The organism is Niallia sp. XMNu-256 (assembly GCF_036670015.1).
Lineage (GTDB): Bacteria > Bacillota > Bacilli > Bacillales > Cytobacillaceae > Bacillus_BD.
The window spans coordinates 2,751,442-2,777,196 of sequence record NZ_CP137636.1 but is presented as its reverse complement, the minus strand read 5'-3'; the positions used below and the strand labels follow the sequence as shown (position 1 = coordinate 2,777,196).

Annotated in this window: 23 protein-coding genes; all 23 read left to right on the top strand. The window is 37.1% G+C overall.

What is annotated here, in order from left to right; all coding sequences use genetic code 11:
* Nucleotides 1-179 precede the first annotated feature (179 nt).
* Entirely contained in the window at nucleotides 180-392 is a 213-nt protein-coding gene (locus tag R4Z10_RS14030) for an acetyl-CoA carboxylase biotin carboxyl carrier protein subunit (protein WP_338469921.1), read from the top strand.
* Nucleotides 393-546: 154 nt separating this feature from the next.
* Nucleotides 547-2,088: an acyl-CoA carboxylase subunit beta gene (locus tag R4Z10_RS14025; protein ID WP_338469920.1), complete on the top strand. Its 1,542-nt coding sequence runs from the start codon at nucleotides 547-549 to the stop codon at nucleotides 2,086-2,088.
* 663 nt (nucleotides 2,089-2,751) lie between these two features.
* The gene (locus R4Z10_RS14020; RefSeq protein ID WP_338469919.1) at nucleotides 2,752-3,648 is read left to right on the top strand and encodes a 2-dehydropantoate 2-reductase; all 897 of its coding nucleotides are present in this window, start codon (nucleotides 2,752-2,754) and stop codon (nucleotides 3,646-3,648) included.
* 5 nt (nucleotides 3,649-3,653) lie between these two features.
* The gene (locus R4Z10_RS14015; RefSeq protein WP_338469918.1) at nucleotides 3,654-4,049 is read left to right on the top strand and encodes a DUF3397 domain-containing protein; all 396 of its coding nucleotides are present in this window, start codon (nucleotides 3,654-3,656) and stop codon (nucleotides 4,047-4,049) included.
* 48 nt (nucleotides 4,050-4,097) lie between these two features.
* A complete protein-coding gene (gene bshC / locus R4Z10_RS14010; RefSeq protein ID WP_338469917.1) occupies nucleotides 4,098-5,723 on the top strand; it encodes a bacillithiol biosynthesis cysteine-adding enzyme BshC in 1,626 nt (541 codons plus the stop codon).
* 225 nt (nucleotides 5,724-5,948) lie between these two features.
* Nucleotides 5,949-6,380, top strand: coding sequence for a division/cell wall cluster transcriptional repressor MraZ (mraZ, locus tag R4Z10_RS14005; protein ID WP_338469916.1), 432 nt, complete (start codon nucleotides 5,949-5,951; stop codon nucleotides 6,378-6,380).
* Nucleotides 6,381-6,440: 60 nt separating this feature from the next.
* Complete coding sequence (gene rsmH, locus R4Z10_RS14000) at nucleotides 6,441-7,373, top strand: 16S rRNA (cytosine(1402)-N(4))-methyltransferase RsmH (protein WP_338469915.1); 933 nt, start codon at nucleotides 6,441-6,443, stop codon at nucleotides 7,371-7,373.
* 53 nt (nucleotides 7,374-7,426) lie between these two features.
* Entirely contained in the window at nucleotides 7,427-7,780 is a 354-nt protein-coding gene (gene ftsL / locus R4Z10_RS13995; RefSeq protein ID WP_338469914.1) for a cell division protein FtsL, read from the top strand.
* Complete coding sequence (locus tag R4Z10_RS13990; RefSeq protein ID WP_338469913.1) at nucleotides 7,780-10,041, top strand: penicillin-binding protein; 2,262 nt, start codon at nucleotides 7,780-7,782, stop codon at nucleotides 10,039-10,041. The genes ftsL and R4Z10_RS13990 overlap by 1 nt, the downstream gene beginning before the upstream one ends.
* Before the next feature lie 115 nt (nucleotides 10,042-10,156).
* Nucleotides 10,157-12,091: a stage V sporulation protein D gene (locus tag R4Z10_RS13985; protein WP_338469912.1), complete on the top strand. Its 1,935-nt coding sequence runs from the start codon at nucleotides 10,157-10,159 to the stop codon at nucleotides 12,089-12,091.
* 186 nt (nucleotides 12,092-12,277) lie between these two features.
* Nucleotides 12,278-13,753: a UDP-N-acetylmuramoyl-L-alanyl-D-glutamate--2,6-diaminopimelate ligase gene (locus R4Z10_RS13980; protein ID WP_338469911.1), complete on the top strand. Its 1,476-nt coding sequence runs from the start codon at nucleotides 12,278-12,280 to the stop codon at nucleotides 13,751-13,753.
* Nucleotides 13,747-14,190, top strand: coding sequence for a hypothetical protein (locus R4Z10_RS13975; RefSeq protein ID WP_338469910.1), 444 nt, complete (start codon nucleotides 13,747-13,749; stop codon nucleotides 14,188-14,190). The genes R4Z10_RS13980 and R4Z10_RS13975 overlap by 7 nt, the downstream gene beginning before the upstream one ends.
* Nucleotide 14,191: 1 nt before the next feature.
* A complete protein-coding gene (gene mraY, locus R4Z10_RS13970; RefSeq protein WP_338469909.1) occupies nucleotides 14,192-15,166 on the top strand; it encodes a phospho-N-acetylmuramoyl-pentapeptide-transferase in 975 nt (324 codons plus the stop codon).
* Nucleotides 15,167-16,519: a UDP-N-acetylmuramoyl-L-alanine--D-glutamate ligase gene (murD, locus tag R4Z10_RS13965; protein WP_338469908.1), complete on the top strand. Its 1,353-nt coding sequence runs from the start codon at nucleotides 15,167-15,169 to the stop codon at nucleotides 16,517-16,519.
* A 104-nt stretch (nucleotides 16,520-16,623) separates the two neighbouring features.
* On the top strand, nucleotides 16,624-17,724 hold the full coding sequence (gene spoVE, locus R4Z10_RS13960; RefSeq protein WP_338469907.1) for a stage V sporulation protein E: 1,101 nt from the start codon (nucleotides 16,624-16,626) through the stop codon (nucleotides 17,722-17,724).
* Between the two features lie 167 nt (nucleotides 17,725-17,891).
* A complete protein-coding gene (murG, locus tag R4Z10_RS13955; RefSeq protein WP_338469906.1) occupies nucleotides 17,892-18,992 on the top strand; it encodes an undecaprenyldiphospho-muramoylpentapeptide beta-N-acetylglucosaminyltransferase in 1,101 nt (366 codons plus the stop codon).
* Nucleotides 18,993-19,058: 66 nt separating this feature from the next.
* Entirely contained in the window at nucleotides 19,059-19,976 is a 918-nt protein-coding gene (gene murB, locus R4Z10_RS13950; RefSeq protein ID WP_338473247.1) for a UDP-N-acetylmuramate dehydrogenase, read from the top strand.
* A gap of 146 nt (nucleotides 19,977-20,122) precedes the next feature.
* Nucleotides 20,123-20,947 (top strand): FtsQ-type POTRA domain-containing protein, encoded by an 825-nt coding sequence (locus R4Z10_RS13945; protein ID WP_338469905.1) that lies wholly within the window; start codon nucleotides 20,123-20,125, stop codon nucleotides 20,945-20,947.
* Nucleotides 20,889-21,626: a DUF881 domain-containing protein gene (locus R4Z10_RS13940; RefSeq protein WP_338469904.1), complete on the top strand. Its 738-nt coding sequence runs from the start codon at nucleotides 20,889-20,891 to the stop codon at nucleotides 21,624-21,626. The genes R4Z10_RS13945 and R4Z10_RS13940 overlap by 59 nt, the downstream gene beginning before the upstream one ends.
* A 209-nt stretch (nucleotides 21,627-21,835) precedes the next feature.
* Nucleotides 21,836-22,561 (top strand): DUF881 domain-containing protein, encoded by a 726-nt coding sequence (locus R4Z10_RS13935; RefSeq protein ID WP_338469903.1) that lies wholly within the window; start codon nucleotides 21,836-21,838, stop codon nucleotides 22,559-22,561.
* Nucleotides 22,562-22,563: 2 nt separating this feature from the next.
* The gene (locus R4Z10_RS13930; RefSeq protein WP_338469902.1) at nucleotides 22,564-22,917 is read left to right on the top strand and encodes a small basic family protein; all 354 of its coding nucleotides are present in this window, start codon (nucleotides 22,564-22,566) and stop codon (nucleotides 22,915-22,917) included.
* A gap of 203 nt (nucleotides 22,918-23,120) precedes the next feature.
* Nucleotides 23,121-24,410, top strand: coding sequence for a cell division protein FtsA (gene ftsA, locus R4Z10_RS13925; protein ID WP_338469901.1), 1,290 nt, complete (start codon nucleotides 23,121-23,123; stop codon nucleotides 24,408-24,410).
* Nucleotides 24,411-24,494: 84 nt separating this feature from the next.
* The gene (gene ftsZ / locus R4Z10_RS13920) at nucleotides 24,495-25,634 is read left to right on the top strand and encodes a cell division protein FtsZ (RefSeq protein ID WP_338469900.1); all 1,140 of its coding nucleotides are present in this window, start codon (nucleotides 24,495-24,497) and stop codon (nucleotides 25,632-25,634) included.
* The last annotated feature ends 121 nt before the right edge of the window (nucleotides 25,635-25,755 follow it).

Sequence of the window (25,755 nt, the reverse complement as noted above, 5' to 3'; positions counted from 1 at the left end):
AAAACGGTTACAAATTTTTTATTAGACATAACGGGAAGGTTAGACCCCACCCCACTCCGAGTTTAAAAAAGAAAATAGGTGGAAGTTGTGGGATAGGGCTTTCTATTAGAAGGGGATGTTAGAAAACCCCAGTGATGGAAGTTTTCACTTTATTAAATATAGGCAAGGGGGACTGGTGGATGAAGGAGGTAAAATCTATTATTACAGGTGTTGTGCTGGCTATCCAGATACATGAGGGAGAGCAAGTTTCTGTGGGTCAGGAAGTGGTGATTGTCGAATCAATGAAAATGGCCATTCCAATTGAAAGTAGTATTTCAGGGACAGTATCTGAAATTAAGGTAAGAGTTGGTCAATTTGTTAGTGAGGATGATGTACTGTTAACAATAATCTAACCTCATTCAGTCAAAAGTTCTCTCACGTCTAAAAGTGTGGCATGAATGGATAATCGCTCTTCGATTCAGTGGCGGTTCTAACCCAAGCTACCTGACGTAAATTCAACGGGCGAATAACTACAACCTTTAGGAAAGTTGAGTAAGGAGGAATTCTATGTCTTCTAATAGGTCGCGTTATAAGAGCTTAGAAATAAAAAAACAAACAGTAAAAGACGGGAAGAAGGAAAAGTCCTTAAAGAAATTAGCAGTTCAAAATAAGCTTTTTGTACGGGAACGTTTAGGGCGATTATTTGATGAGGGAAGATATGAGGAAGATGGTTTATTTGCCAATTGCGGAGACTCTGAATTACCCGCAGATGGAGTAATAACAGCAATCGGTAAAGTAAACGGTCGAACAGTTTGTGTGGTGGCAAATGATTCAACTGTAAAGGCAGGATCATGGGGACCCCGAACAGTTGAAAAGATGATTAGAATTCAAGAAAGTGCCGAAAAGTTAAAAGTCCCCTTACTTTATTTAGTTGACTCCGCTGGTGCAAGAATCACAGACCAATTAGAGATGTTTCCAAATAGACGGGGGGCTGGTCGGATTTTTTATAATCAAGTAAAGCTTTCAGGAGTCATACCTCAAATTTGTCTGCTTTTTGGTCCATCAGCAGCTGGTGGCGCATATATCCCAGCTTTTTGTGATGTTGTAATTATGGTAGAGGATAACGCATCCATGTATTTAGGTTCACCACGGATGGCTGAAATGGTCATTGGTGAAAAGGTAAGCTTGGAGGAAATGGGCGGAGCTAGAATGCACTGCACAGTAAGTGGATGCGGGGATATTTTAGTCCAAAATGAAGAGGAAGCAATTGAAAAAGCAAAATTGTACTTGAGTTATTTTCCTACTAACTATCAGGAGAAACCCCCAACTCAATCAGGAAAAGGGCCAAAAACTGGAATGCAACTTGAAAATATCATTCCTGATAACCAAAATACCCCCTTTAATATGTATGATTGCATTGACACTATCATTGATGAAGGAAGTTTTTTTGAAATTAAGGCATTATTTGCCCCTGAATTAATTACCGGAATGGCGAGAGTTGATGGGAAAGTAGTTGGGATTGTTGCGAATCAATCAAAAGTAAAGGGTGGCGTGTTATTTATAGATTCAGCCGATAAAGGAGCTAAGTTTATTACTTTATGTGATGCCTTCCATATCCCTTTACTATTCTTGGCAGATGTTCCAGGATTTATGATTGGTACAAAAGTTGAAAGAGCTGGCATCATCCGTCATGGGGCTAAGTTAATTGCAGCGGTTAGCTCAGCAACAGTTCCAAAAATTTCAGTTATCGTTCGAAAGGCTTATGGAGCGGGTTTATATGCAATGGCAGGGCCGGCATTTGAACCTGATTGCTGTTTGGCACTACCAACAGCACAGATTGCAGTAATGGGTCCAGAAGCGGCTGTCAACGCTGTTTATGCAAATAAGATTAATTCTTTAGAAAACATGAGTGAGCGAGCTGCTTTTATTGGTCAAAAACAAGAGGAGTATAGGAAGGCGATTGATCTCTATAAACTAGCGTCAGAACTAATTGTAGATGATATTGTACATCCGAAAGATTTAAGAAATGTCCTTATATCAAGGTTTGCCCTGTACGAAACAAAAAAGCATCATTTCAGCACAAGAAAACATCCGGTGTATCCTGTTTAAAAGTTGGGCTTCTTTCATCCTCATTGATGGGAAATTGATCAACTATCCCCCTTATTTATGTACTCAGAATCATGAGAAGGAGGTTGTCTGTTAAGCTTGATAAGAATAAGTTAATAAATGGTGTCTAGTTCTTAATGGTTGGAATCAATAATCCATAACGGCCAGAGGGAAATGTAGACACCATTTATTTTTTTGGTTTAAAATCTATACGCTCATGACATTAATCCTATATAATGAAGGAAATATCTTTATTTAACCTCATTAAGCAAATGCAATTGTTCCGAGATTTGCGGCAGGAACAGGGGTTATCCCTCTTCAATAGTAAGAGATGAATGAAACTGTTCCGATTTAGGAGGGCTTAAACAGGGCAGAATGGTTTGCGCCTTTGATGGATGTTGCGGATTATTATAAAGGTAATTAAGTTGAACACAGACTAAGCATGCCTACAGCAACGTCTACATGGCTAGCATGCTGTTGGCCTCAATTAACCAACATTGGGAAAGAACACTTGTTGAGGGTAGTTTTTCATTGTGCCGAGCATCTCGATGACGGACAGGATGCATGTCTTAGCCAAGCGAGACATGCTGTGTGGTGTTCTGAAGCGTAATAAAAATACGGGCACAAATTCGGTGGGTGAATTTGATATGAAGGGAACAGATATAAATGAAGATCGGGATCATCGGTGGGGGGGCAATTGGTTTACTATTTTCCTATTATTTAAGCAGGCGACACTCCGTATGTCTGTATGTACATAGCAGTGAGCAACGTAATTTAATTCAAGAAGAGGGTTTTCTATTTGAAAAGAATGGTCATAGGGCAAGGGAATTCGTACAAGTAAAATTATCTACGCAATGGCGTGGAGAGGAAGAGGTAACTTTTATTGCTTTAAAACAATACCATTTACCGCATATAATTGATATGCTATCTACTTATAGTACAAACGGTCATGCTCTATGTTTTTTACAAAATGGAATGGGGCATTTAAAATGGTTTGATGGGCTAAATGGAGATATTTATGTTGGATCAGTTGAGCATGGAGCAATGAAAGTAGGACATAATCATGTGATCCATACGGGAGTAGGAACAACAAAGACCGCACTTTTCCGTGGGGATAGTCCAAACTTTATGGATTTTGTCCAATCGATAGAAGATGACTTTTTTTCGTTTGTGGTTGAAGAACAGTATGAAAAAATGCTTATTAAAAAGTTAGTTGCCAACGCTGTAATTAATCCATTAACATCTATTTTACAAATTAAGAATGGAGAACTTATCAATAATCCTTATTATTTCCGATTAGTTAAAAGCATGTTTGCGGAAATTATAGAAAGTCTTCAGTTAAAAGAGTCAGAAGAGTATTTTTTAAATGTTATTGAAGTTTGTAAACTAACAGCACATAATGATTCGTCCATGCTTCGTGATTTAAAAGAAAAAAGACTTACAGAGGTTGATGCAATTTTGGGTTATATTCTAGAAAAAGCGGCTGAAAATGAAATACATACTCCTATTATCGACTTGTTTTATCAGGCGGTGAAGGGAAAAGAGTGTAGGGTGGAGGATTAAAGTACGTGTCAGATCTTATCTCTTCAATCATTGCAACTTTCGTGACTATTCCTTTAATAGGGTATATAATCGTTTTTGTAATTAGTAAAGTAATCACGAAAAATCACCGTAAATCTGTAAAAATCGCTATTGATGTTACGACGTTATTATTCGTGATCGCTGTTCATTATTTTATTACGGCAATTTGGGGGCTTTCACTTTTTTGGGTGATCTTATTATTTATGATCCTCGTTGCCATCGTTTTCGTATTTGTTCATTGGAGATTAAAACACGAAATCGTACTTGTAAAAGTGTTTAAAGGTTTTTGGCGATTTAACTTTTTATGTTTCGGATTGATTTATCTATTATTACTTACATATGGTCTTATCTTACGAATTAGCATAGCGATTTCTAGTTCCTAACTGGAAGGCTAAGAATAGGTTTAATGATGTTTAGAAAGGAAGTCTTACATGGAGATGTTAAATCTCTCGCTACCGGCAACGAACGCATTTGCGACAGGTTATCTTGCTGGTTCATCTGAGATCCAAGAGTTTTTTCATTATCAATTTCAAAATCCAGACGACTATAAGCAAAGATTATTAGAATTACAAAATCGAGAATTTATGAGAATGAAATTGGTGAATTGTATCGAAGAATTTATGAAGCCATTTCCAACTTCTAAAGAAGTGGAGAATTCTCTCTCGAAGCTTGCTAGCGAGGAGAGCGTTGTCGTCATTGGCGGACAACAAGCAGGGATTCTTACCGGTCCGCTTTATTCGATTCATAAGGTGATTTCGATCATTGCTTTAGCGAAGCAAAAAGAGGCTGAACTGAATGTACCTGTCGTACCAGTTTTTTGGATTGCAGGAGAAGATCATGATTTCCAAGAAGTGAATCATATTTATATGGAAAAGGATAAGAAAGTTCAAAAAGTCACCTATCCAGAAAAAGTTATAGATAAGAAAATGGTCACAGATATAGAGTTGAATCAAGAAGTATGTTTGAAGTGGGTTGAGGATATCATCAGGGAACTAGGTGAAACAGATCACACGAATCAACTCCGTCAATTTATGAAAGTCTGTATTCAACGTTCACGAACTTTTGTTGACTTTTTTGCTAATATAGTCATGGAATTATTCAAAAATGAAGGCTTGTTAATTATTGATTCTGGCTTTCCTGGGCTAAGACGTCTTGAAAAAGAGATTTTTATTTCACAAATTCAACAAGTCAATGAAATTACTAATCGTGTCAAGGCAGTACAGATGCAACTGATTCAAAAGGGATTTAAGTCAACCATTGATTTAAGTGATCAAGCAGCCAACTTGTTTTATTATGATGAAAGTGAAAAAGAACGCGTTTTACTCGAGTTTGAACAAGAGGAAGGGTTGTTTTTCGGTAAAAATGGAACGGTTCGATTTACGGCTGATGAGTTATTACAAATCGCTTCAGAATATCCAACTAAATTAAGTAATAATGTCGTTACTCGCCCGATGACACAAGAGGTCCTTTTTCCAACATTAGCATTCATTGCAGGCCCAGGAGAAATTGCTTATTGGGCCGAACTGAAACAAGCCTTTGAAATATTTTCTTTGAAAATGCCTCCTATTGTCCCTCGGTTAAATATTACATTATTGGACCGGTCAGTTCAGACCGATCTTCAGGAATTGGGTTTAACGGTTGAGCAAGTGTTAACAAGTGGGATTGAGAAATATCAAGATGATTATTTATTGACTTTCAAAGATACAGAATTAGAGGAGTTATTTCAAGCAGCTAAAGATGAGTTGCAAAAGCGTTATGGATATATAGAGAAGAAAATTGATAAAGGGCTGTCGTCGCTGTTCAACAAAAATCAACAGATTATATTGCAACAAATTAAATTTTTAGAGGACAAGGTTAATCAATCGATTCTCGACAAACATAAAGTGGTTTTGAATAAATATGAACGGATAGAAAACAAGCTCAAACCATTAAACTCTCCTCAAGAGAGAATATTAAATCCTTTATTGTATTTGAATCAATATGGAACATCCTTTTTTTCTGAATTGCCGTACTTACCATATGAATTTGATGGGATGCATAAAGTAATCAAAATTTAACATAAAATTTGATGGCGTATTTGATTGGGTCGATAACACAGAGACTTTCTGTATAGAAGGTCTCTTTTTTGTGGGAAATTTACTATTATTACGATTTTAAAGATAATTAACTACTTTTCCTGCTTTTTTGAAGGATTTTTGTAATGCGGGGAGAATTATAAAAATAATGTGGAGGAAAGTGGGGGGATGTGGTAAAGTAATTCTAGAAAGTGGGGGGTAGCAGGTATGTTCATGGGCGAATATCATCATAATGTTGATACGAAAGGTCGCTTGATTGTGCCTGCAAAATTCCGAGAAGAGCTAGGTGAATCATTTGTTTTGACACGTGGCTTAGATCAATGTTTATTTGGCTATCCCCTAAATGAGTGGGAAATCATTGAAGATAAATTAAGGAATCTTCCTTTAACTAAAAAAGACGCTCGTGCGTTTACTCGTTTCTTTTTCTCTGGAGCGACTGAATGTGAAATTGATAAACAAGGGCGTATAAATATAGCAGCGCCGCTTGTCAATTACGCGAAACTTGAGAAAGAATGTGTTGTTTTAGGGGTTTCCAATCGAATTGAGATTTGGAATAAAGAAATTTGGGAAGATTACTTTAATGAGTCAGCGGATTCATTTGCTGATATAGCAGAAAATATGATCGGGTTTGATATCTAATCAAGTTAGATTGATTTATATATGACCCCTTAATCACTGAAATCGAAAAGGTGGACAACAATGTTTAATCATAAAACAGTTTTATTAGAGGAAGCGGTTGAAGGTTTAAATATTAAGCCTGATGGGATATATGTGGACTGTACACTTGGAGGAGCAGGCCACAGTGAATTAATCCTTACAAAACTTTCAGATCAAGGAAAGTTATATGGATTTGATCAAGATGAAATCGCTATCCAGCACGCACAAGCAAAATTAGCTTCTTATGGGAATCGGTTTCAAGTAATTAAAAGTAATTTCCAATATTTAAAGGAAGAACTTGCAAATAGAAACATCGATAAGGTCGATGGTATTTTATATGATTTAGGTGTTTCATCCCCACAGCTTGACACCCCGGAAAGAGGATTTAGCTATCATCATGATGCCCCTCTAGATATGCGGATGGATAAAGAGGCAAATGTATCTGCCTATCATGTAGTGAATGAATGGACTTACGAGGCGCTAGTTCGTATCTTCTTTCAATATGGCGAGGAAAAGTTTTCAAAACAAATTGCTCGTAAAATTGAAGCCGTACGAATGGAGAAACCCATCGAAACAACTGGTCAATTAGTAGAGTTAATAAAAGAAGCCATACCAGCTCCAGCAAGAAGAAAAGGTGGCCATCCAGCGAAACGGATCTTCCAAGCCATTCGTATTGCTGTAAATGATGAATTAAAAGTTTTCGAACAATCATTAAGTCAGGCCATTGACTTGTTGAATTCAGGTGGCAGAATTAGTGTGATCACTTTTCATTCATTAGAAGACAGAATTTGCAAAGTTACATTTAAGAAGGAAAGTGAAAATCAAAATTTACCGCATGGCTTACCGATTATCCCAGTGGAATATCAGCCTAAATTAAAGTTAATTACAAGGAAGCCGATAATTCCCTCTGAGGAAGAATTAGAAAATAACAATCGGGCAAGATCAGCTAAATTAAGGATTGCAGAAAAAAACTAAACTTTATATCGATCAAAAGTAAAACTTTATGATATTATTGGAGGGATAAGCGAATGGCCAATTTAGCACGACAGCTTCGACAAGAGCAGCAACAACAAACAGTAAAAGCCCCGAAAAAAAAGCATCTACATAGAAAAGGACTCTCACCAGGGGAGAAAATATTAGGACTTGTGTTTGGAGCATTCGTTTGTATTGGCTCGACCCAAATTATCTCCAATCAGTCAGACATATATCAATTAAACAAAGGCATTCAATTAACAGAGAGGGAAATACAAACACAGCAAAAATCAATTAGCGATTTAACCGTCCAAGTAAATGAGCTAAGTCAGTATAATCGAATTAAAGAAAAGGCTCGGGAATTAGGGCTCCAATTAAATGAACAAAATGTTAAGGTTGTGCAAGATTAATGATCAAAAAACAGAGAAATATTAATTTAGGAGCAGCGGCATTATTTGCACTATTTAGCCTGCTCTTTTTTGTCTTATTTCTCCGTTTTCTAATCATCCAGACAACGGGGGAAGTAAAAGGACAAACGTTAGCTGCAAAAGCAGAACAAATGTATTCCGAATCGGCGAAGATTGATGCAAAACGTGGGACAATCTATGACAATAATGGGGAAGTAATTGCAGAAGACCGTAGTTCATATAGCTTAATCGCGATTTTATCAGAAAAAATGTCGCCTGATCCAGAAAAACCAAATCATGTTGTAGATCTTGAGAAAACAGCTTCAGAATTAGCAAAATTTATTGATCTTCCAAAATCTGATATTTATAAAATTCTTAAAACAGGTAAGGATAATAATAGATTCCAAGTTGAATTTGGCTCAGCAGGTAGAGATATCTCATTAGAAGCAAAAGAAAAAATAGAAGATTTGAAGCTTCCTGGCATTTCCTTTTCAAGGAGTATGAAAAGGTTTTATCCAAATGGTGTTTTCGCATCACATGTAATTGGGTATACGGAAAATAAACTCAATGAAGACAAGAAAAATGAAACGGTTGGGATGATGGGAATCGAGAAAAGTTTGAATTCAATATTAACAGGCAAGGATGGTTCCTACCAATTTGAAAGTGATATTTGGGGATTTTTACTTCCTAATGGGGAGGAAAAGATTACTCCTGCACAGGATGGTAAAAGTGTTTATTTGACCCTTGATCAAAGAATTCAAATCATGCTTGAAGATACTTTAAATAAAGTCGATCAAGAGTATAATCCGAAAAAAATGGTTGCCATTGTCGCAAATGCTAAGACCGGGGAAATTCTTGGAATGGGGCAGCGACCAACCTTTAATCCAGAAACAAAAGAAGGGCTTGAAGGAAGTTGGTATAACGAAGCCATTGAACTGCCTTTTGAACCTGGATCGACAATGAAGATTTTCACCCTTGCTGCAGCTGTTGAAGAAGGGGTTTTTAATCCGAATGAACAATTTATGTCAGGTCAATATGTAATTGATCAAAAATCAACGCCTATATCAGACCACAACGGTGGAAGAGGCTGGGGAACCATTTCCTATTTAGAAGGTGTACAGAGATCTTCAAATGTTTTGTTTACGATGCTGGCAAATGAAAAGCTTGGGTTTGATAAGCTAGAAGCTTATTTAAAGAGTTTTGGTATCACTAAACTAACTGGAATTGATCTACCTAACGAAAAGCCAGGTAAATTCCTTTATAATTATCCAAGGGAAAAGGCAACAACAGCGTATGGGCAAGGAACGACTGTAACACCCATACAGCTAGTTCAAGGCGCAACAGCTATTGCCAATGATGGAAAGATGATGCAGACCCATGTAATTGATAAAGTCATAGATCCTGATACGGGAAAAACAATTAAAGATACGAAACCTGAAGTGATCGGAAAGCCGATTTCAGAAGAAACAGCAGCAATTGTACGAGATTACCTGGGAACAGTCATAACAGGAGAACATGGTACAGGTAAAAGATATGCTATAGATGGTTATGAAGTTGCTGGAAAAACAGGGACTGCGCAAATCCCTAGTAAAAGTGGCGGGTATTTAAGAGGACCTACAAGTTATGTCTATTCCTTTATTGGGATGGCTCCTAAAGATGATCCAGAATTAATTGTGTATGTATCGGTTCAAGAACCAGATAGTCTCAATTATGGTGATGGATCAAAAGCAGTCTCAGAAATTTTTAAACCAGTAATGAAAAATAGTCTTCAGTATTTACAAGTTGAACCAAGTGATAATAAAACAGTAACAAAGGTAACAAACCCTGATTTAGAAGGACAATCTGTACAAGAGGCAAAACAAGAATTATCCCGGCAAGGCTTAGAAGCCATTGTGATTGGAAATGGTTCTAAAGTGACAAGTCAGATTCCGGCAAAAAGTGAGGTTCTGATGCCAGGTGAAAAAGTAGTCTTGAAAACAGATGGAGACCTAATTGCACCTGATATGACTGGTTGGTCGTTAAGGGATGTCATGAAGGTTGCAAAAGCAGCTAATATGAAACTAAATTCTGTTGGTAATGGATTTGTTGTTAAGCAGAATTTCAAGCCAGGTTCAATGATGAGAGAAGAGGAATTTTTGATTGTCGATTTAGATAAACCAGGTGTGATTACCCAAGAGCCTATTGAAAATAGCGAGATTGAGGAAGAACAAACTGAAAAAGAGACCGTTGAAACTTCAAATGAAGGTCTGGATGAAACACCTTAGAGCTAATAGGTGGTTATGACTACATGATGTTCATCAATTCATTCACGATTGTTCTATTGAAAAATGTACAAGCATATATTGGAACGAGCCATAATTTAAGGAGGTTCGTTCTTTTATGCGTGTATCAAATGTAACTGTTAGAAAAAGGTTGATGACTGTTTTATTGGTGGGAATATTTATATTTTTTGTTATTGATATGCGCCTTGGTTATGTGCAATTTTTGCTTGGGGATGATTTAACAGAGAAAGCAAAAGGACTGTGGAGTCGTAATATTCCTTTTGAACCTAAAAGAGGTGAAATTATCGATCGTAATGGAGTTGCTTTAGCAACCAATATTAGTTCTCCGACAGTTTATGTTGTACCAAGGCAAATTAAAAATCCCGGTGAGGCTGCTGAAAAGTTAGCGTCAGTATTAAATATGTCAACGGAAAAAGCTTATGAGTACCTGACAAAAAAGACAAGCTCTGTAAAAATACCAGAGGGAAGGAAAATCTCACACGAAAAAGCAAAGGAAGTTCGGGCATTAGAAATTGAAGGGGTTTATATAGGAGAAGATTCGAAACGGCATTATCCCTTTGGAAATTATCTTTCACATGTTCTTGGGTTTGCTGGTATTGATAATCAAGGACTAATGGGATTAGAACTATCTTATGATAAAGAATTAAGTGGAGAAGAGGGTTCGGTTAAGTTCTATGCCAACGCCAAAGGCGAACGAATGAATGATATGGCCGATGATTATGAACCACCTATTGATGGTCTAGACTTAAAACTTACAATTGATTCAAAAATACAAACGATAATGGAACGTGAATTTGACAATGCAGTTGCTACATATCAGCCAGATGGATTGATTGGGATTGCGATGAATCCAAATACAGGGGAAATATTAGCGATGTCCTCAAGACCAAGTTTTGATCCAGCAGATTTTCGCCATGTTGACCCAGATATTTATAATCGAAACTTGCCGATTTGGAGTTCTTATGAACCAGGTTCAACGTTTAAGATTATCACGCTCGCTGCCGCCCTTGAAGAAGGGAAAGTCAATCTTGAGAAAGAAAACTTTAATGACCCAGGATTCGTTAAGGTAGGAGGAGCTAGATTACGGTGCTGGAAAAGCGGAGGTCATGGAGCACAGAGCTTCTTAGAAGTAGTTCAAAATTCATGTAACCCTGGTTTTGTTGAACTTGGAGAGAGACTCGGAAAGAATACGTTATTTAAATATATTAAAGGTTTTGGTTTTGGGCAGAAAACGGGGATAGACCTTCAAGGAGAGGCTAAGGGGATTTTATTTAATCTAGACCGGGTTGGACCAGTTGAACAAGCTACAACAGCTTTTGGCCAGGGAGTTTCTGTTACACCAATGCAACAAGTGGCAGCTGTTTCAGCAGCAATCAATGGTGGAACACTCTATACTCCATATGTGGCAAAGGAATTGATTGACCCAAGGACGGGTGAAGTTGTCATGAAGAAAGAACCGAAAGCAAAAAGGCAGGTAATTTCTGAGGAAACGTCAAAACAAATAAGGTATGCTTTAGAAACAGTTGTGGCCCATGGAAGTGGGGGAAATGCATTTGTTGACGGATATCGTGTAGGTGGAAAAACAGGAACAGCTCAAAAAGCTCAAAATGGCCGTTACTTAGAGAATAATCATATCGTTTCATTTATTGGGTTTGCACCTGCTGATCATCCAGAAATTGTTGTTTATGTTGCTGTCGACAATCCAAAAGGTACCGTTCAATTTGGTGGAGTAGTAGCCGCTCCGATTGTAGGGAATATTATCGCTGATAGTATGCGTGTTCTCAAAGTAGAGCCGAGAAAGGAACAAGTAGAAAAAGAATTAAAATGGGATGACCCCGTGATGGTAGAGGTTCCAGACCTTGTGGGAATTACTAAAAAGGAAATCCGCGAGTTAATGGTCAACTTAAAAATTGATTCGAGTGGTGAAGGGGAAGTTGTTGTCAAACAAACACCAAAGCCAGGGGTAAAATTAAAAGAAGGATCAATGATTCGATTATATTTTGGTGATTCTCAACCAATAAATGAGGAATAAAGAGAATTGTAGAAAAATAAATTCATATATAGAGATAAGGGCGGCTTGTTATTAAACGCTGCCCTTTATTTTTAGGGAAATCTTAATGAAAATCAAAATAGATTAATTGTTGGTTATCATGTAAAATAAGATAGCTGTACATTTTTATCATTTCTATGCGTATGTTTTATGGAGAGGATGAAAAAATTGAAACTACATACTTTAATTCATTATTTAAATCCGTACTTACCGATCGAAGGTATGGATAATCCGCAAATTTCTAGCATTGAAAATAATAGTCAAAAAGTACAGCCAGGATCTCTATTTGTTTGTATAAAAGGGTATTCCGTAGATGGTCATGAATTTGCTCAAAGTGCGGTAGAAAAAGGGGCAGTTGCCATTTTAGCTGAAAAAGAACTCCCTTTAAATATTCCTGTTATTATTGTTAAAGACTCAAAAAAGGCAATGGCTCTTATGGCTGATTATTTTTATGCCCAGCCTACACAGAAATTACATTTAATAGGAATTACAGGTACAAATGGTAAAACAACAACGAGTCACTTAATCGATAAAATTTTTACTGATAAAGGGGAAAAAACAGGTTTAATCGGTACGATGTATTCCAAAATCGGAGATCAAAGATACGAAACTAAAAATACGACTCCTGAAAGTTTAACTTTGCAAAAAATGTTTAAACAAATGGTTGATGAAGAGGTAACAACAGCGGTAATGGAAGTTTCGTCTCATGCCTTAGTGGAGGGGAGAGTCCAAGGGTGTGACTATAATATAGCTGTTTTTACCAATCTATCTCAAGATCATTTAGATTTTCACAAAACAATGAGTGCCTATCGTGAGGCTAAAGGGTTGTTGTTTGCACAGCTTGGGAATGTTTACGATGTAACTAAACCAAAGTATGCGATTCTAAATGCAGATGATGAGGTAAGTGATATCTATCGCCAGATGACCCCTGCACGCGTGATCACATATGGAATTGATCGTGACGCCGATTTTCAAGCGGCCGACATAAAAATGACAGCAAAGGGTACATCCTTTGAATTAAAGTGTCCGCTAGGAACCTATAAAGTAGAAATGAATTTAATCGGTAAATTTAATGTTTATAATGTATTAGCAAGTATTGCAGCGGCTGCAGTTTCAAATATACCTCTACAACAAGCTATTAAATCCATTGAAGACATGGAAGGAATATCGGGTCGGTTTGAGGCTGTTAATGCAGGTCAAGACTTTTCGGTGATTGTTGATTACTCACACACACCTGACAGCTTAGAAAATGCATTAAAAACAATACGGCAATTTGCGAAAAAACGGATATTTGTTGTCGTTGGTTGTGGAGGCGACCGGGATAGAAATAAGCGCCCGTTAATGGCAAAGGTTGCCTGTGAGTTAGCTTCAGACCCAGTTTTTACTGCCGACAACCCACGAACAGAGGATCCGCAGCAAATTCTTCGAGATATGGAATCTGGTGTTACCGGAGCAGCTTATCAGTGTATTATTGATCGAAAGCAAGCCATCCAGTCTGTTGTTAACGAAGCAACTGCAGATGATGTAATTTTAATTGCAGGAAAAGGGCATGAGACTTATCAAATCATAGGGAAAGACATTTTTGATTTTGACGATCGTAAAGTTGCTAAAATGGCTATTGAGGAGAGATTAAAAAGATGCTAACTTATGATGACTTGTCACAAATTTTTCCAAAAAAGGTAAAATTTGTGAACCCATCTATGAAGTTTCTTACAGTATCAGCCTTTGCTCACTATCCACAACAGAAAGGAATCTTTATACCTTTGTATCGTCACTCTGGAGAGTTAAAAGAAGCCATAAAAAATGGCGCGATTGGGACATTATGGGAATCAGACTCCCCACTGCCTCCGTATACTCCTAATCATTTTATTGTTTTTTACACAAAAGATATATGGAAGGATTTAAGAATCATGTTAGAGAAATATGAAAAGAAATTACTGAATAATGATGATGGGTGGTATACTCAATTTTTATTGGAAGATAGCCACCTTCATGAAAATAATCAAACAATTGACATTACTAGAATCATTGAAACGCTAAATACAAACGAATCAGAAGAGAAGAGTGGGGGGAGGGACTAGCATGTTAGAACAGGTATTATTCTTTACCATCCTACTAGGTTTTTTAATTACAGTTTTATTATCCCCCATTTTTATTCCTTTCTTGAGAAGATTGAAATTTGGACAAAGTATTCGTGATGAAGGTCCAAAATCTCACCAAAAGAAAACAGGGACCCCAACAATGGGTGGAATTATGATCCTTTTTTCGATTATAGTTACAACACTTGTTATGACTGAAAAATTCAGTGAACCGACGATGACAACGTACTTACTTTTATTTGTCACGATTGGTTTTGGCCTCCTTGGCTTTTTAGATGATTTTATTAAAGTGGTAATGAAACGAAATCTAGGCTTAACATCCTTACAGAAGTTAATCGGACAGATTATTATATCTGTTATATTTTTCATCGCTTTAAAGCAGATTGGTTTTTCAACAACGATTGAAATTCCATTAGTAAATTATTCATTTGACCTTGGATATTTTTATGCGTTGTTTATCATTTTTTGGTTAGTTGGATTTTCAAATGCTGTTAATCTAACGGATGGTCTAGACGGTCTTGTTTCAGGTACTTCTGCCATTGCATTTGGAGCCTTTGCGGTTTTAGCATGGAGTCTCTCGCAATTCGAGGTGGCGATCTTTTCGGTGGCTATTGTTGGTGCTGTTCTTGGATTTTTAGTATTTAACGCTCATCCGGCAAAAGTATTTATGGGCGATACTGGTTCATTAGCATTAGGAGGGGCAATAGCTGCAATTGCGATCATGACAAAACTAGAAATTATCCTCCTCGTTATTGGTGGTGTCTTTGTCATTGAGACTTTATCGGTTATCCTACAAGTTATTTCCTTTAAGATGACGGGGAAACGGATCTTTCGGATGAGTCCCTTGCACCATCACTATGAGTTATTAGGTTGGAGTGAATGGAAAGTTGTTGTTACTTTTTGGAGTGCTGGGCTGTTATTTTCAATAATTGGAATTTATATTGAGGTGTGGTTATAGGTGAAAAGGATTTCTACGTATCTTCATAAAAAAATATTAGTTTTAGGATTGGCAAAAAGCGGAGTGGGTGCCGCAACACTATTACATAAACTAGGTGCGTTTGTGACGGTTAATGATTATCAACCTTTATCACGAAATCCCGAAGCACAGAAGCTGCTAGAACAAGGAATAACTGTGATTTGTGGAGAACATCCTTTGGAGTTATTAGAGGAAGGATTTGAACTTGTTGTGAAGAACCCGGGAATTCCCTATCATAACCCGATGGTTCAAAAAGCACTAGATTTGAATATTCCAATCATTACTGAAGTTGAACTTGCTTATCAAATCTCAGAGGCACCGTTCATTGGAATTACTGGTACAAATGGGAAAACAACAACAACTACCCTTATCTTTGAAATGTTGAAAGAGGGGAATAAGTCCCCTCTGATCGCAGGAAACATTGGAACAGTAGCTTCAGAAGTAGCTCAAATGGCAAAGGCAGAAGATAATATTGTTATAGAGCTCTCTTCTTTTCAGTTAATGGGTACACCGAGTTTTCGTCCAAAAGTTGCTATTTTAACGAATATTTATGATGCACATTTAGATTATCATGGGACAAGACTAGAATACGCAAAAGCGAAAGCGAATATTACAAAAAACCAAACAAATGACGATTATTTTATTATAAATAATGATCAAGAAATCATAAGGGAAATTGCGGCGAAATCAAAAGCAAAGGTGATTCCATTCTCAGTAAAGAAAGAACTTTCATCTGGTGCTTATATAAAAGATGGATGGATCAGTTATAATGGAGAACAGATTATGAGCACCGCGGATATCCGCTTACCTGGAGAACATAATCTAGAAAATGTTTTATCTGCTGTTGCTGCAGCGAAGATAACTGGTGTTTCTAATGAAGCTATTTTTAAAGTATTAAATACATTTAAAGGTGTCAAACACCGACTTCAGTTTGTAGACGAAGTTCAAGGAAGACAGTTCTATAACGATTCTAAGGCAACAAATATTTTAGCTACGAAAAATGCTTTGTTTGCATTTGATAAGCCAACGATTTTACTTGCTGGAGGGTTAGATCGCGGAAATGAATTTGATGAGTTAATTCCTGCTTTCAAAAATGTAAAGGCAGTAATAACCTTTGGTCAGACCGCAGTCAAATTAGAGAAGGTGGCGAAAGAGGCAGGAATAAAAATGATTGAGAGTGTCGATAATGTTGGAAATGCCGTCCCTAGAGCCTTCAGTTTATCAGAACCGGGAGATGTAATTCTTTTATCCCCAGCGTGTGCAAGCTGGGATCAGCATAAAACTTTTGAAGAACGAGGAGACATTTTTGTGGAAATGGTGCATAAGCTTAAGTAAAGGCTTGTCTTTAAGGTGGTAGTTACCTACTTTGATTTCATGAGGGAAGGTTTAAGCTGCGCTTCTTTACAAGCCAAATAACTTGCATTTCGAGGTGTGGTCTTTTGCCAACTAAAAAAACGACTCCTGATATTATTTTAATGTTATTGACTTTTTTACTTTTAGCAATTGGACTTATTATGGTATATAGTGCCAGTGCAATTTGGGCCGAATATAAATTTGACGATTCTTTTTTCTTTGCCAAACGTCAATTGCTATTTGCATGTGTTGGAATTGTTGGGATGTTTTGTATCATGAATGTAGATTACTGGTCATGGAGAACATGGTCTAAAGTATTAGTTATTATCTGCTTTGTCCTCCTTGTATTAGTGCTAATTCCGGGAATTGGAAATGTTCGAAACGGGTCAAGAAGTTGGATCGGAATAGGGGCTTTCTCCATTCAACCGTCTGAATTTATGAAATTAGCCATGATTGTTTTTTTAGCCAGGTTTTTATCTGAAAACCAAAAGTATATTACTTCTTTTAAAAAGGGTTTAGCGCCTTCGCTAGGTTTAGTGTTCCTAGCATTTGGGATGATTATGCTTCAACCGGACTTAGGGACAGGGACAGTAATGGTGGGGACTTGTGTGGTCATGATTTTTATCGCTGGAGCCAGAATTAGTCACTTTGTTGTACTTGGATTGATGGGTGTGGCAGGATTTGTTGCTCTTGTTTTGTCTGCTCCTTATCGGATTAAGCGGATCACATCGTTTCTTGACCCTTGGGAAGATCCCCTTGGAAGTGGATTCCAAATAATTCAATCACTATATGCGATTGGTCCTGGTGGTCTATTTGGGCTAGGCCTTGGGGAAAGTCGCCAGAAATTCTTCTATTTACCTGAGCCGCAAACCGACTTCATTTTTGCCATTTTAGCCGAAGAATTAGGCTTTATCGGTGGCTCATTAATCTTACTTTTATTTTCGCTTTTATTATGGCGAGGAATTCGGATTGCTTTAGGTGCACCTGATTTATATGGAAGCTTTCTGGCCGTTGGTATCATTGCAATGGTAGCGATCCAAGTGATGATTAATATTGGTGTTGTCACAGGACTTATGCCTGTAACAGGAATTACATTGCCGTTTTTAAGCTATGGAGGATCATCCCTAACTTTAATGCTGATGGCAATTGGGGTTTTATTAAATATTAGCCGGTATTCGCGCTATTAAAAGCAAAAGAAATGCTGACCTTTGGGGTCAGCATTTTTTTATAGTGAGATGCATTTCGGGTGGTAACTTTTTTAACTTTAGAATATAGTAGAATAGGGTAAGAATCTTATGATGTTCTTATCGAAGAACATTGAAGTTTTAATTTAGATGATTTATGAGGTGAAACCATGAATATTGTTGTAAGCGGTGGGGGAACAGGCGGACACATATATCCGGCATTAGCGCTTATCCGTGAAATAAAGAAGAGAACAAAGGATGCTAAATTCCTATATATTGGAACCCAAAAAGGACTTGAAAGTAAACTTGTTGTGAGAGAAAATATCCCTTTTAAGTCGATACATATAACCGGATTTAAAAGAAGTATTTCTTTAGAAAATGTTAAAACAGTAACTAGATTTTTAAAAGGAGTAAAAGACAGCAAAAAAATGCTAAAGGAATTCAAGGCAGATGTGGTGATAGGAACAGGTGGTTATGTATGTGGTCCTGTTGTTTATGCTGCATCTAAGCTAGGAATTCCAACCATTATCCATGAGCAAAATAGTGTACCGGGATTAACGAATAAATTCTTAAGTCGTTATGTGGATCGCATTGCTGTTTGTTTTGAGGAAGCCAAACAGTATTTTCCGGAAAAAAAAGTTGTTCTAACAGGGAATCCGCGCGCTTCTGAAGTATTAAATCAAGACGGCAATAAAGGAAGATTATCTGTAGGCTTGAACAAAGATCAGCCCGCCGTCTTAATTGTCGGAGGGAGCCGTGGAGCAAAGCCGATTAACGAGGCTGTATTGAAATCATTATCGACTCTTGGACAAAAACCATATCAAATATTATATGTTACTGGCGAAGTTCATTATGAGGAAGTCAAAAAAGAAGTGGATTTAGTTGGTAATCCGGAGAATGTCGTGATTAAGCCGTTTGTCCACAATATGCCAGAAATTCTAGCAGGAACAGACCTTACTGTGGCTCGGGCAGGGGCTACAACTTTAGCTGAACTTACTTCACTTGGAATTCCAAGTATTTTAATACCTAGTCCGTACGTTACGAATAATCACCAAGAAAAAAATGCTCGTGCCTTAAGTGATCATCACGCAGCGAAACTTGTGTTGGAAAAAGAGTTAAGCGGAAAGAAATTAGTTGAGGAAATTGACAAAATATTATTAGATAAAGATAAATTATTAGAAATGAAAAATGCAGCAAGAGAACTAGGGATACAGGATGCTTCCACTAGATTATATAAATTAATGAAGGAACTTGTTGATCATAGACAGTAGCCTGTTGATTCTATCTGCATACACTGATGATAATTATGATTTTGGGAGGACATTATGGACAATACAATAAATGAGTTAATGCGGGAACTTATTGAAAACAATGTAGGAAAAGTCAAAAAAGATGAACCGTTAGCACGTCATACAACCATGAAAATCGGTGGTCCCGCCCAAGTTTTTATTGAGCCTTTCTCGGTGGAAGGTTTAGAAAAAACAATGAGGGCGTTAAAGAAATATAAAGTCAATTGGCGGGCCATTGGTAGAGGTTCGAACCTGCTTGTTTCAGATGAAGGAATTGAAGGGGCTGTTATAAAGCTAGGAAACAATTTGAACCATATGGAATTAAACGGGTCCGATTTAACGGTTGGTGCTGGATATTCTCTCGTTGCACTTGCGGTGCTGATCAGTAGAAAGGGCTTGTCAGGGTTGGAATTTGCTAGCGGAATCCCTGGCTCAGTAGGTGGCGCAGTATATATGAACGCTGGTGCCCATGGGTCTGATATTTCTAAGATTTTAACTGAGGCTCACATCCTATTTGCAGATGGCACAATGCAATGGGTATCCAATCAGGAGATGGAATTTTCATACCGTACCTCTGTTTTACAGAAAAAACGGCCTGGAATTGTAGTGGAAGCCAGGTTTGTGTTAACGGAGGGCGATAAAGAGGAAATCGTTGCGGTTATGCAAAAAAATAAAGATTATCGAAAGGTAACACAACCGTATGATTCTCCATGTGCAGGCAGTATATTTAGAAATCCATTACCCAATTATGCAGGCAAGCTGATTGAAGAAGCCGGACTTAAAGGGTTCCAAATTGGTGGAGCGCAAATTTCTGAAATGCATGGAAACTTTATTGTTAATGCTGGAAATGCGAAAGCAGAGGATGTTCTTGACCTCATAAACTATGTGAAAAAGACCATTTATGAAAAGTACAATGTCCAAATGGAGACAGAAGTGGAAATTATTGGAAAAGTAAAGGAAATGTAACAATCAAAATTTCTAATAATATGTTATAATTAAATATTGATATAGTAAGTACCAATAACGGCATGAATTATCGTGCCGTTGTTTTTAGTCATGATGAATACAATTTGCTTTATGGAGACATGTCGCTGGTTAAGGTGGGTGAAAAAATGGTTGAAAAAAAGAACGTTGTCTCAATTGAAGATCGAATTCCAAAGTTAAAAGAACAACGGAGAAAAAAAGCAAACCGTAGACTAATTTTTTTATTACTACTGTTTTTTATTTTGATCGCATGTATCTTGTATTTTCAATCCCCATTAAGTCATGTCCAGGCCATAAAGGTTGGCGGAAATGATGTATATTCTGAACAAGACATAATCGATCAGGCGGATTTAACGCATGACACCAATATTTGGAAAGTTGAAAACGAAGAAGTTGAAGAAAAAATCGGCCAATTACCTGAAATTAGAAAAGTAGAAGTAAAAAAGAAATTTCCATCTACAATTCTTGTACAAATAGAAGAATTAAAGCGAATTGCTTATGTCTCTGTAGAAAATTACTTTTTACCTGTTTTAGAAAACGGAAAAATCCTTAGTGAAAATCAAAGTACAACCATTCCCTTAAATGCCCCGATTCTGTTCAGCTTTACAGAAGATAAAGCTTTAAAGGAAATGATAATAGCAATTGAACAGCTTCCTGAAGAAGTGTTAAATTCCATTTCGGAAGTTCACTATGATCCTACGGATTCTGATGAATTTCATATTTCCCTGTATATGAATGATGGTAATGAAGTAAGTGCTACGATTCGCACGTTTGCAGAGAAAATGGTCCATTATCCAGCAATTGTAAGTCAGTTAGAGCCAAATCAAAAGGGAGTCATTAATTTAGAGGTAGGTTCATATTTTAAGGCGTTTGAGCCAGAAGGAGATGAACCAAATGAAGAAAGAGGACAAGCCTCTGAAGAAAATGACGTTCAAGAAGAAATTTCAGACTAAATATTTGATCTTGACAATTGTCGCACTTGTTTTTGGTTTTATGATTTCTTATTCCTATCATTTAACATCCCAGCAACAAGGGTCTTCAACTATTACTAGCAGCCAGTATGAAAGGGATATGGAGTTAAGAAATGAATTAATTCAACAAGAGGAAAAAAATCTAATCCTACAAAAGGAATTAAATGAAAAACAAAAACACTTGTTACAAATTGAACAAAACCTTTCCGATGAAACGACAGAATTTTATAACCTTACAGAGGATACAGAGAAATTTAGAATGTATTTAGGAAAGGTGAAGGTGAAAGGAAGTGGAATTCAAGTTACGTTAGACGATGCAGAATATAATCCGCAACATCAAAATCCAAACCAATATATCGTTCATGAGCATCATGTTTTTAAAGTAATCAATGAACTAAAAATTTCAGGTGCTAGTTCTATAGCAGTTAACGGGCAAAAGATTTCACACGATTCGTACATACTTTGCAATGGTCCAGTCATAGAAATTGATGGAAAACAACATCCCGCACCTTTCGTTATTACGGCCATTGGTGATGGAGACATAATGGCTGCTTCCCTTAATATTAAAGGTGGGGTTAAAGACGTTTTAGTAAATGAAAATGTCCAATTTACTATAGAAAAAAAGGAAGATATTGTCATCAATACAAAATTAGAAGGTTAACTTCATTCACTATAGCTCCTCACTTCTGTAAGTTTTTGGGTGAATGCCCAAGGAGTTTATTAAGTGAGTAGGATTAATTTGAAACGTATGCTGAATGAGGTTTGGACTTGATGATCCTTGCGATTTTTTTACGGTGTTTTATTAAGTGAGATTGGGTAAATCTTGTTCAAATTCGGAGAGATGAAATTGATTGGCTAGGAGAATGGTATTTGAAGGGAAAAAAATATATCAGTATGTCGGTGATTACTCTTACAACTGGTTTTATGCTATCTGTTCAATATCAAACAGTTCAAGAGCCAGTTGTAAGAGATACACGTGATACATGGGAGTTAAGGGAAGATTTGGTAATAGAGAAAGAACGATACCTAAATTTACTGCGTGAAATCGAATCGAATGATGAGAAAATTAAACAATATGAAACAGAAAGAGTTCCAGAAAAAGAAAAAGTGTTAAAAGATACATTAAAGGAACTGAAGACGGAGGCGGGATTAACAGAAATTAAGTCTCCAGGACTAATCATCACCATTGATTATGCGAACGAAGGGCTGTTATTGGGGGAAACAATCCGCCCTGTCTCTGCTTACCTGTTACAAAGTCTTATCAATGAATTAAATCAATATGGTGCCAAACATTTAGCTATTAATGAGAATCGAATCATTAATACTTCTGTCATCAGAGAAATAAATGGAACAACAAAAGTTGATGGCCAAATCATAGAACAAATTCCAATTACCATTAAAGTAGGAGTAGAAGATTTGCAAAGGGCAGAAGAATTATCTAAGCGTATGCAAGTTTCTAAATCCTCCGCTGAATTCTTTGTGGATAATTATCAATTATCGATCTCGGCTCCACTTTCAAGTATTTCAATTCCTTCTTATAAAGGCAACATTGTAGTCCGGAATATGGAGTTGGCAGAGAATAATAAAGGAGGGTAAACATGTGGCTTCCAATGGTAGGATTGTTGATTGGCCTTTTACTTGGTTTTCTCACGGATATTAAAATACCGGCAGAGTATTCGAACTATCTATCTATCGCTATTTTAGCGGCATTAGATTCTTTAGTTGGTGGGATGAGAGCCCATTTGCAAAATGTATATGAAGAAAAAGTATTTGTATCAGGTTTTTTCTTTAATATAATTTTAGCAGCAAGTTTATCTTTTCTAGGTGTTCATCTTGGTGTAGACTTATACTTAGCGGCTGTTTTTGCCTTTGGAGTAAGGCTTTTTCAAAACATAGCGGTTATTCGCAGAATTCTACTGGTGAAATGGTCTGCAAAGAAGGAAAATATGTAAAAAAATTATTTTTTTTAAGAGGGAATATATTAAATTTGACGAATAATTTTATGATAAAAGAAAACATGACTAATGAAAAGTAATCGAAATAGTGATAAATACTAAGATTGTTAATCAATTAGTCACTAATCAGTCAAATATAATTATTGCTAGATTTTGACTTTTGTTGTTCAATTAGGAATTGTAAAGGGAGGTGCCATAGAATGAACAGCAATGAAATATACGTTAGCCTTGACATCGGTACATCCAGTGTGAAAGTAATCATAGGTGAAATGGTAAATGATACACTTAATATTATTGGAGTCGGGAATGTTCCTTCAGAAGGATTACGAAAAGGTTCAATTGTTGATATAGATGAAACCGTTCATTCTATTAAAAGAGCAATAGAACAGGCTGAAAGAATGATTGGCATGGATATCCAGCAAGTGATTGTTGGAATTACAGGAAATCATATTATGCTTCAGTCTTCACACGGAGTTGTAGCCGTTTCAAGTGAAAATAGGGAGATTACAGACGATGACATAGCAAGAGTTATCGACGCTGCGCAAGTCGTATCGATTCCTCCTGAAAGAGAAATCATTGATGTCATTCCAAAGCAATTTATTGTCGATGGACTTGATGAAATCCATGATCCAAGGGGGATGATCGGAGTTCGCCTTGAAATGGAAGGATCGATTATTACTGGTTCCAAAACGATACTACATAATATTTTACGCTGTGTAGAAAAAGCTGGCTTAGAAATTTTGGACATTACCTTACAGCCATTAGCTGCAGGTGCATATGCTTTATCGAAAGATGAAAAGAATCTGGGTGTTGTGCTTGTTGATATCGGTGGAGGATCTACAACAATTGCCATATTTGATCAAGGTGAATTGATTTCTACTACTGTTCTTCCGGTGGGTGGAGATCATATAACGAAAGATATTTCAATTGGTCTACGTACAACATCCGAGGAGGCAGAAAAGATAAAGTTAAAATACGGGAATGCCTTCTATGATCATGCATCAGAAGATATTGTCTTTGACGTATCAATGATTGGCAGCGATCAACATCAGCGGTTTAGCCAATTGGAATTAAGTGATATCATCGAAGCAAGGATGGAAGAAATATTTGAACTAGTACTTGCCGAATTGAATCGATTAGGTATTCAAGATGTGCCTGGCGGATTTGTATTAACGGGTGGAGTCGCCAATACGCCGGGTGTTTTAGAAATTGCTCAAATTGTCCTGCAAAGTCGTGTGCGGATTGCTAGTCCTGATTATATTGGTGTTAGAGAACCGCAATATACAACTGCAGTCGGACTTATCAAATTCGCCTATAAAAATGCTAGAGTTCAAGGAAAACAAATGAGTGATCCTACTGTTGCTCAAGAAGTGAAAGAGAAGCGTCCTGTTAAAAAGCAAACTCAAACAAAGCAACCAAAACAAGAAAAGCAACCAGAGGAAAAAGTTTCTACAAAAATGAAAAAGTTTTTTGGTTACTTTTTTGAGTAAAAAAGAGTCCATTTTACTGATAAAAATGTAGCGATCCAAGTATGCAATGCTATCAGGAATATCGACGAATTAGGAGGATTTGTCATGCTGGAATTTGAAACAAGTTTAGATACATTAGCAAGAATAAAAGTAATAGGTGTTGGTGGTGGTGGGAATAATGCGGTCAATCGGATGATTGAGCATGGTGTACAAGGTGTTGAATTTATAGCTGTTAATACCGATTCGCAAGCTTTAAATTTATCCAAAGCTGAAGTGAAAATGCAAATAGGTGCAAAATTAACAAGAGGTTTAGGGGCCGGAGCTAACCCTGAAGTTGGTAAAAAGGCTGCTGAAGAAAGTAAAGAACAAATTGAAGCGGCCTTACAAGGTGCCGATATGGTTTTTGTTACTTGTGGTATGGGAGGCGGTACAGGAACAGGAGCAGCTCCTGTTGTTGCTCAAATCGCAAGAGACTTAGGCGCTTTAACAGTAGGTGTTGTCACGAGACCATTCTCATTTGAAGGAAGAAAAAGGGCAACACAAGCTACCGGTGGAATCGCTGCGATGAAGGAATCCGTTGATACGTTAATTGTAATCCCAAATGATCGGCTTCTTGAAATTGTTGACAAAAGCACACCAATGCTTGAAGCATTCCGTGAAGCAGACAACGTTCTTCGTCAAGGGGTACAAGGGATCTCTGACTTAATTGCTGTTCCAGGATTGATTAACCTGGATTTTGCTGATGTTAAAACGATTATGTCTAATAAAGGATCTGCACTAATGGGAATTGGAGTTGCATCAGGTGAAAATCGTGCCGCAGAGGCAGCGAAAAAGGCGATTTCGTCCCCTCTACTTGAAACATCAATTGATGGAGCACAAGGGGTTTTGTTAAACATTACAGGAGGCTCCAATTTAAGTCTTTATGAAGTTCAAGAGGCAGCAGATATTGTTGCAACTGCAGCTGACCAAGAAGTAAATATGATCTTCGGTTCCGTTATTAACGATAATTTGAAGGATGAAATTGTCGTTACAGTTATTGCCACAGGGTTCAATGAAGAAGTATTGCAGCCTAAACCAACTAGACCTGCTTTAGGTCAACAACAGAAACCAGCGCAGAGTATTCCTAAGAGAGAGCCAAAACGTGAAGAACCTCAAGCGGAACCAACTAGAAATACGAATGTTCAACAAGGTGAAGACATTCTTGATATTCCAACATTCTTAAGAAATCGTAATAGAAGAAGATAATCTAAAAAGCATAGTCTATCGACTATGCTTTTTATTTTTGACAAAAAGCGGAGGAAAAGCTGAAAATTACTGGTTTTTTATGAACAGAAAGTGACACACTTCTCCAGTACATGTACGGTAT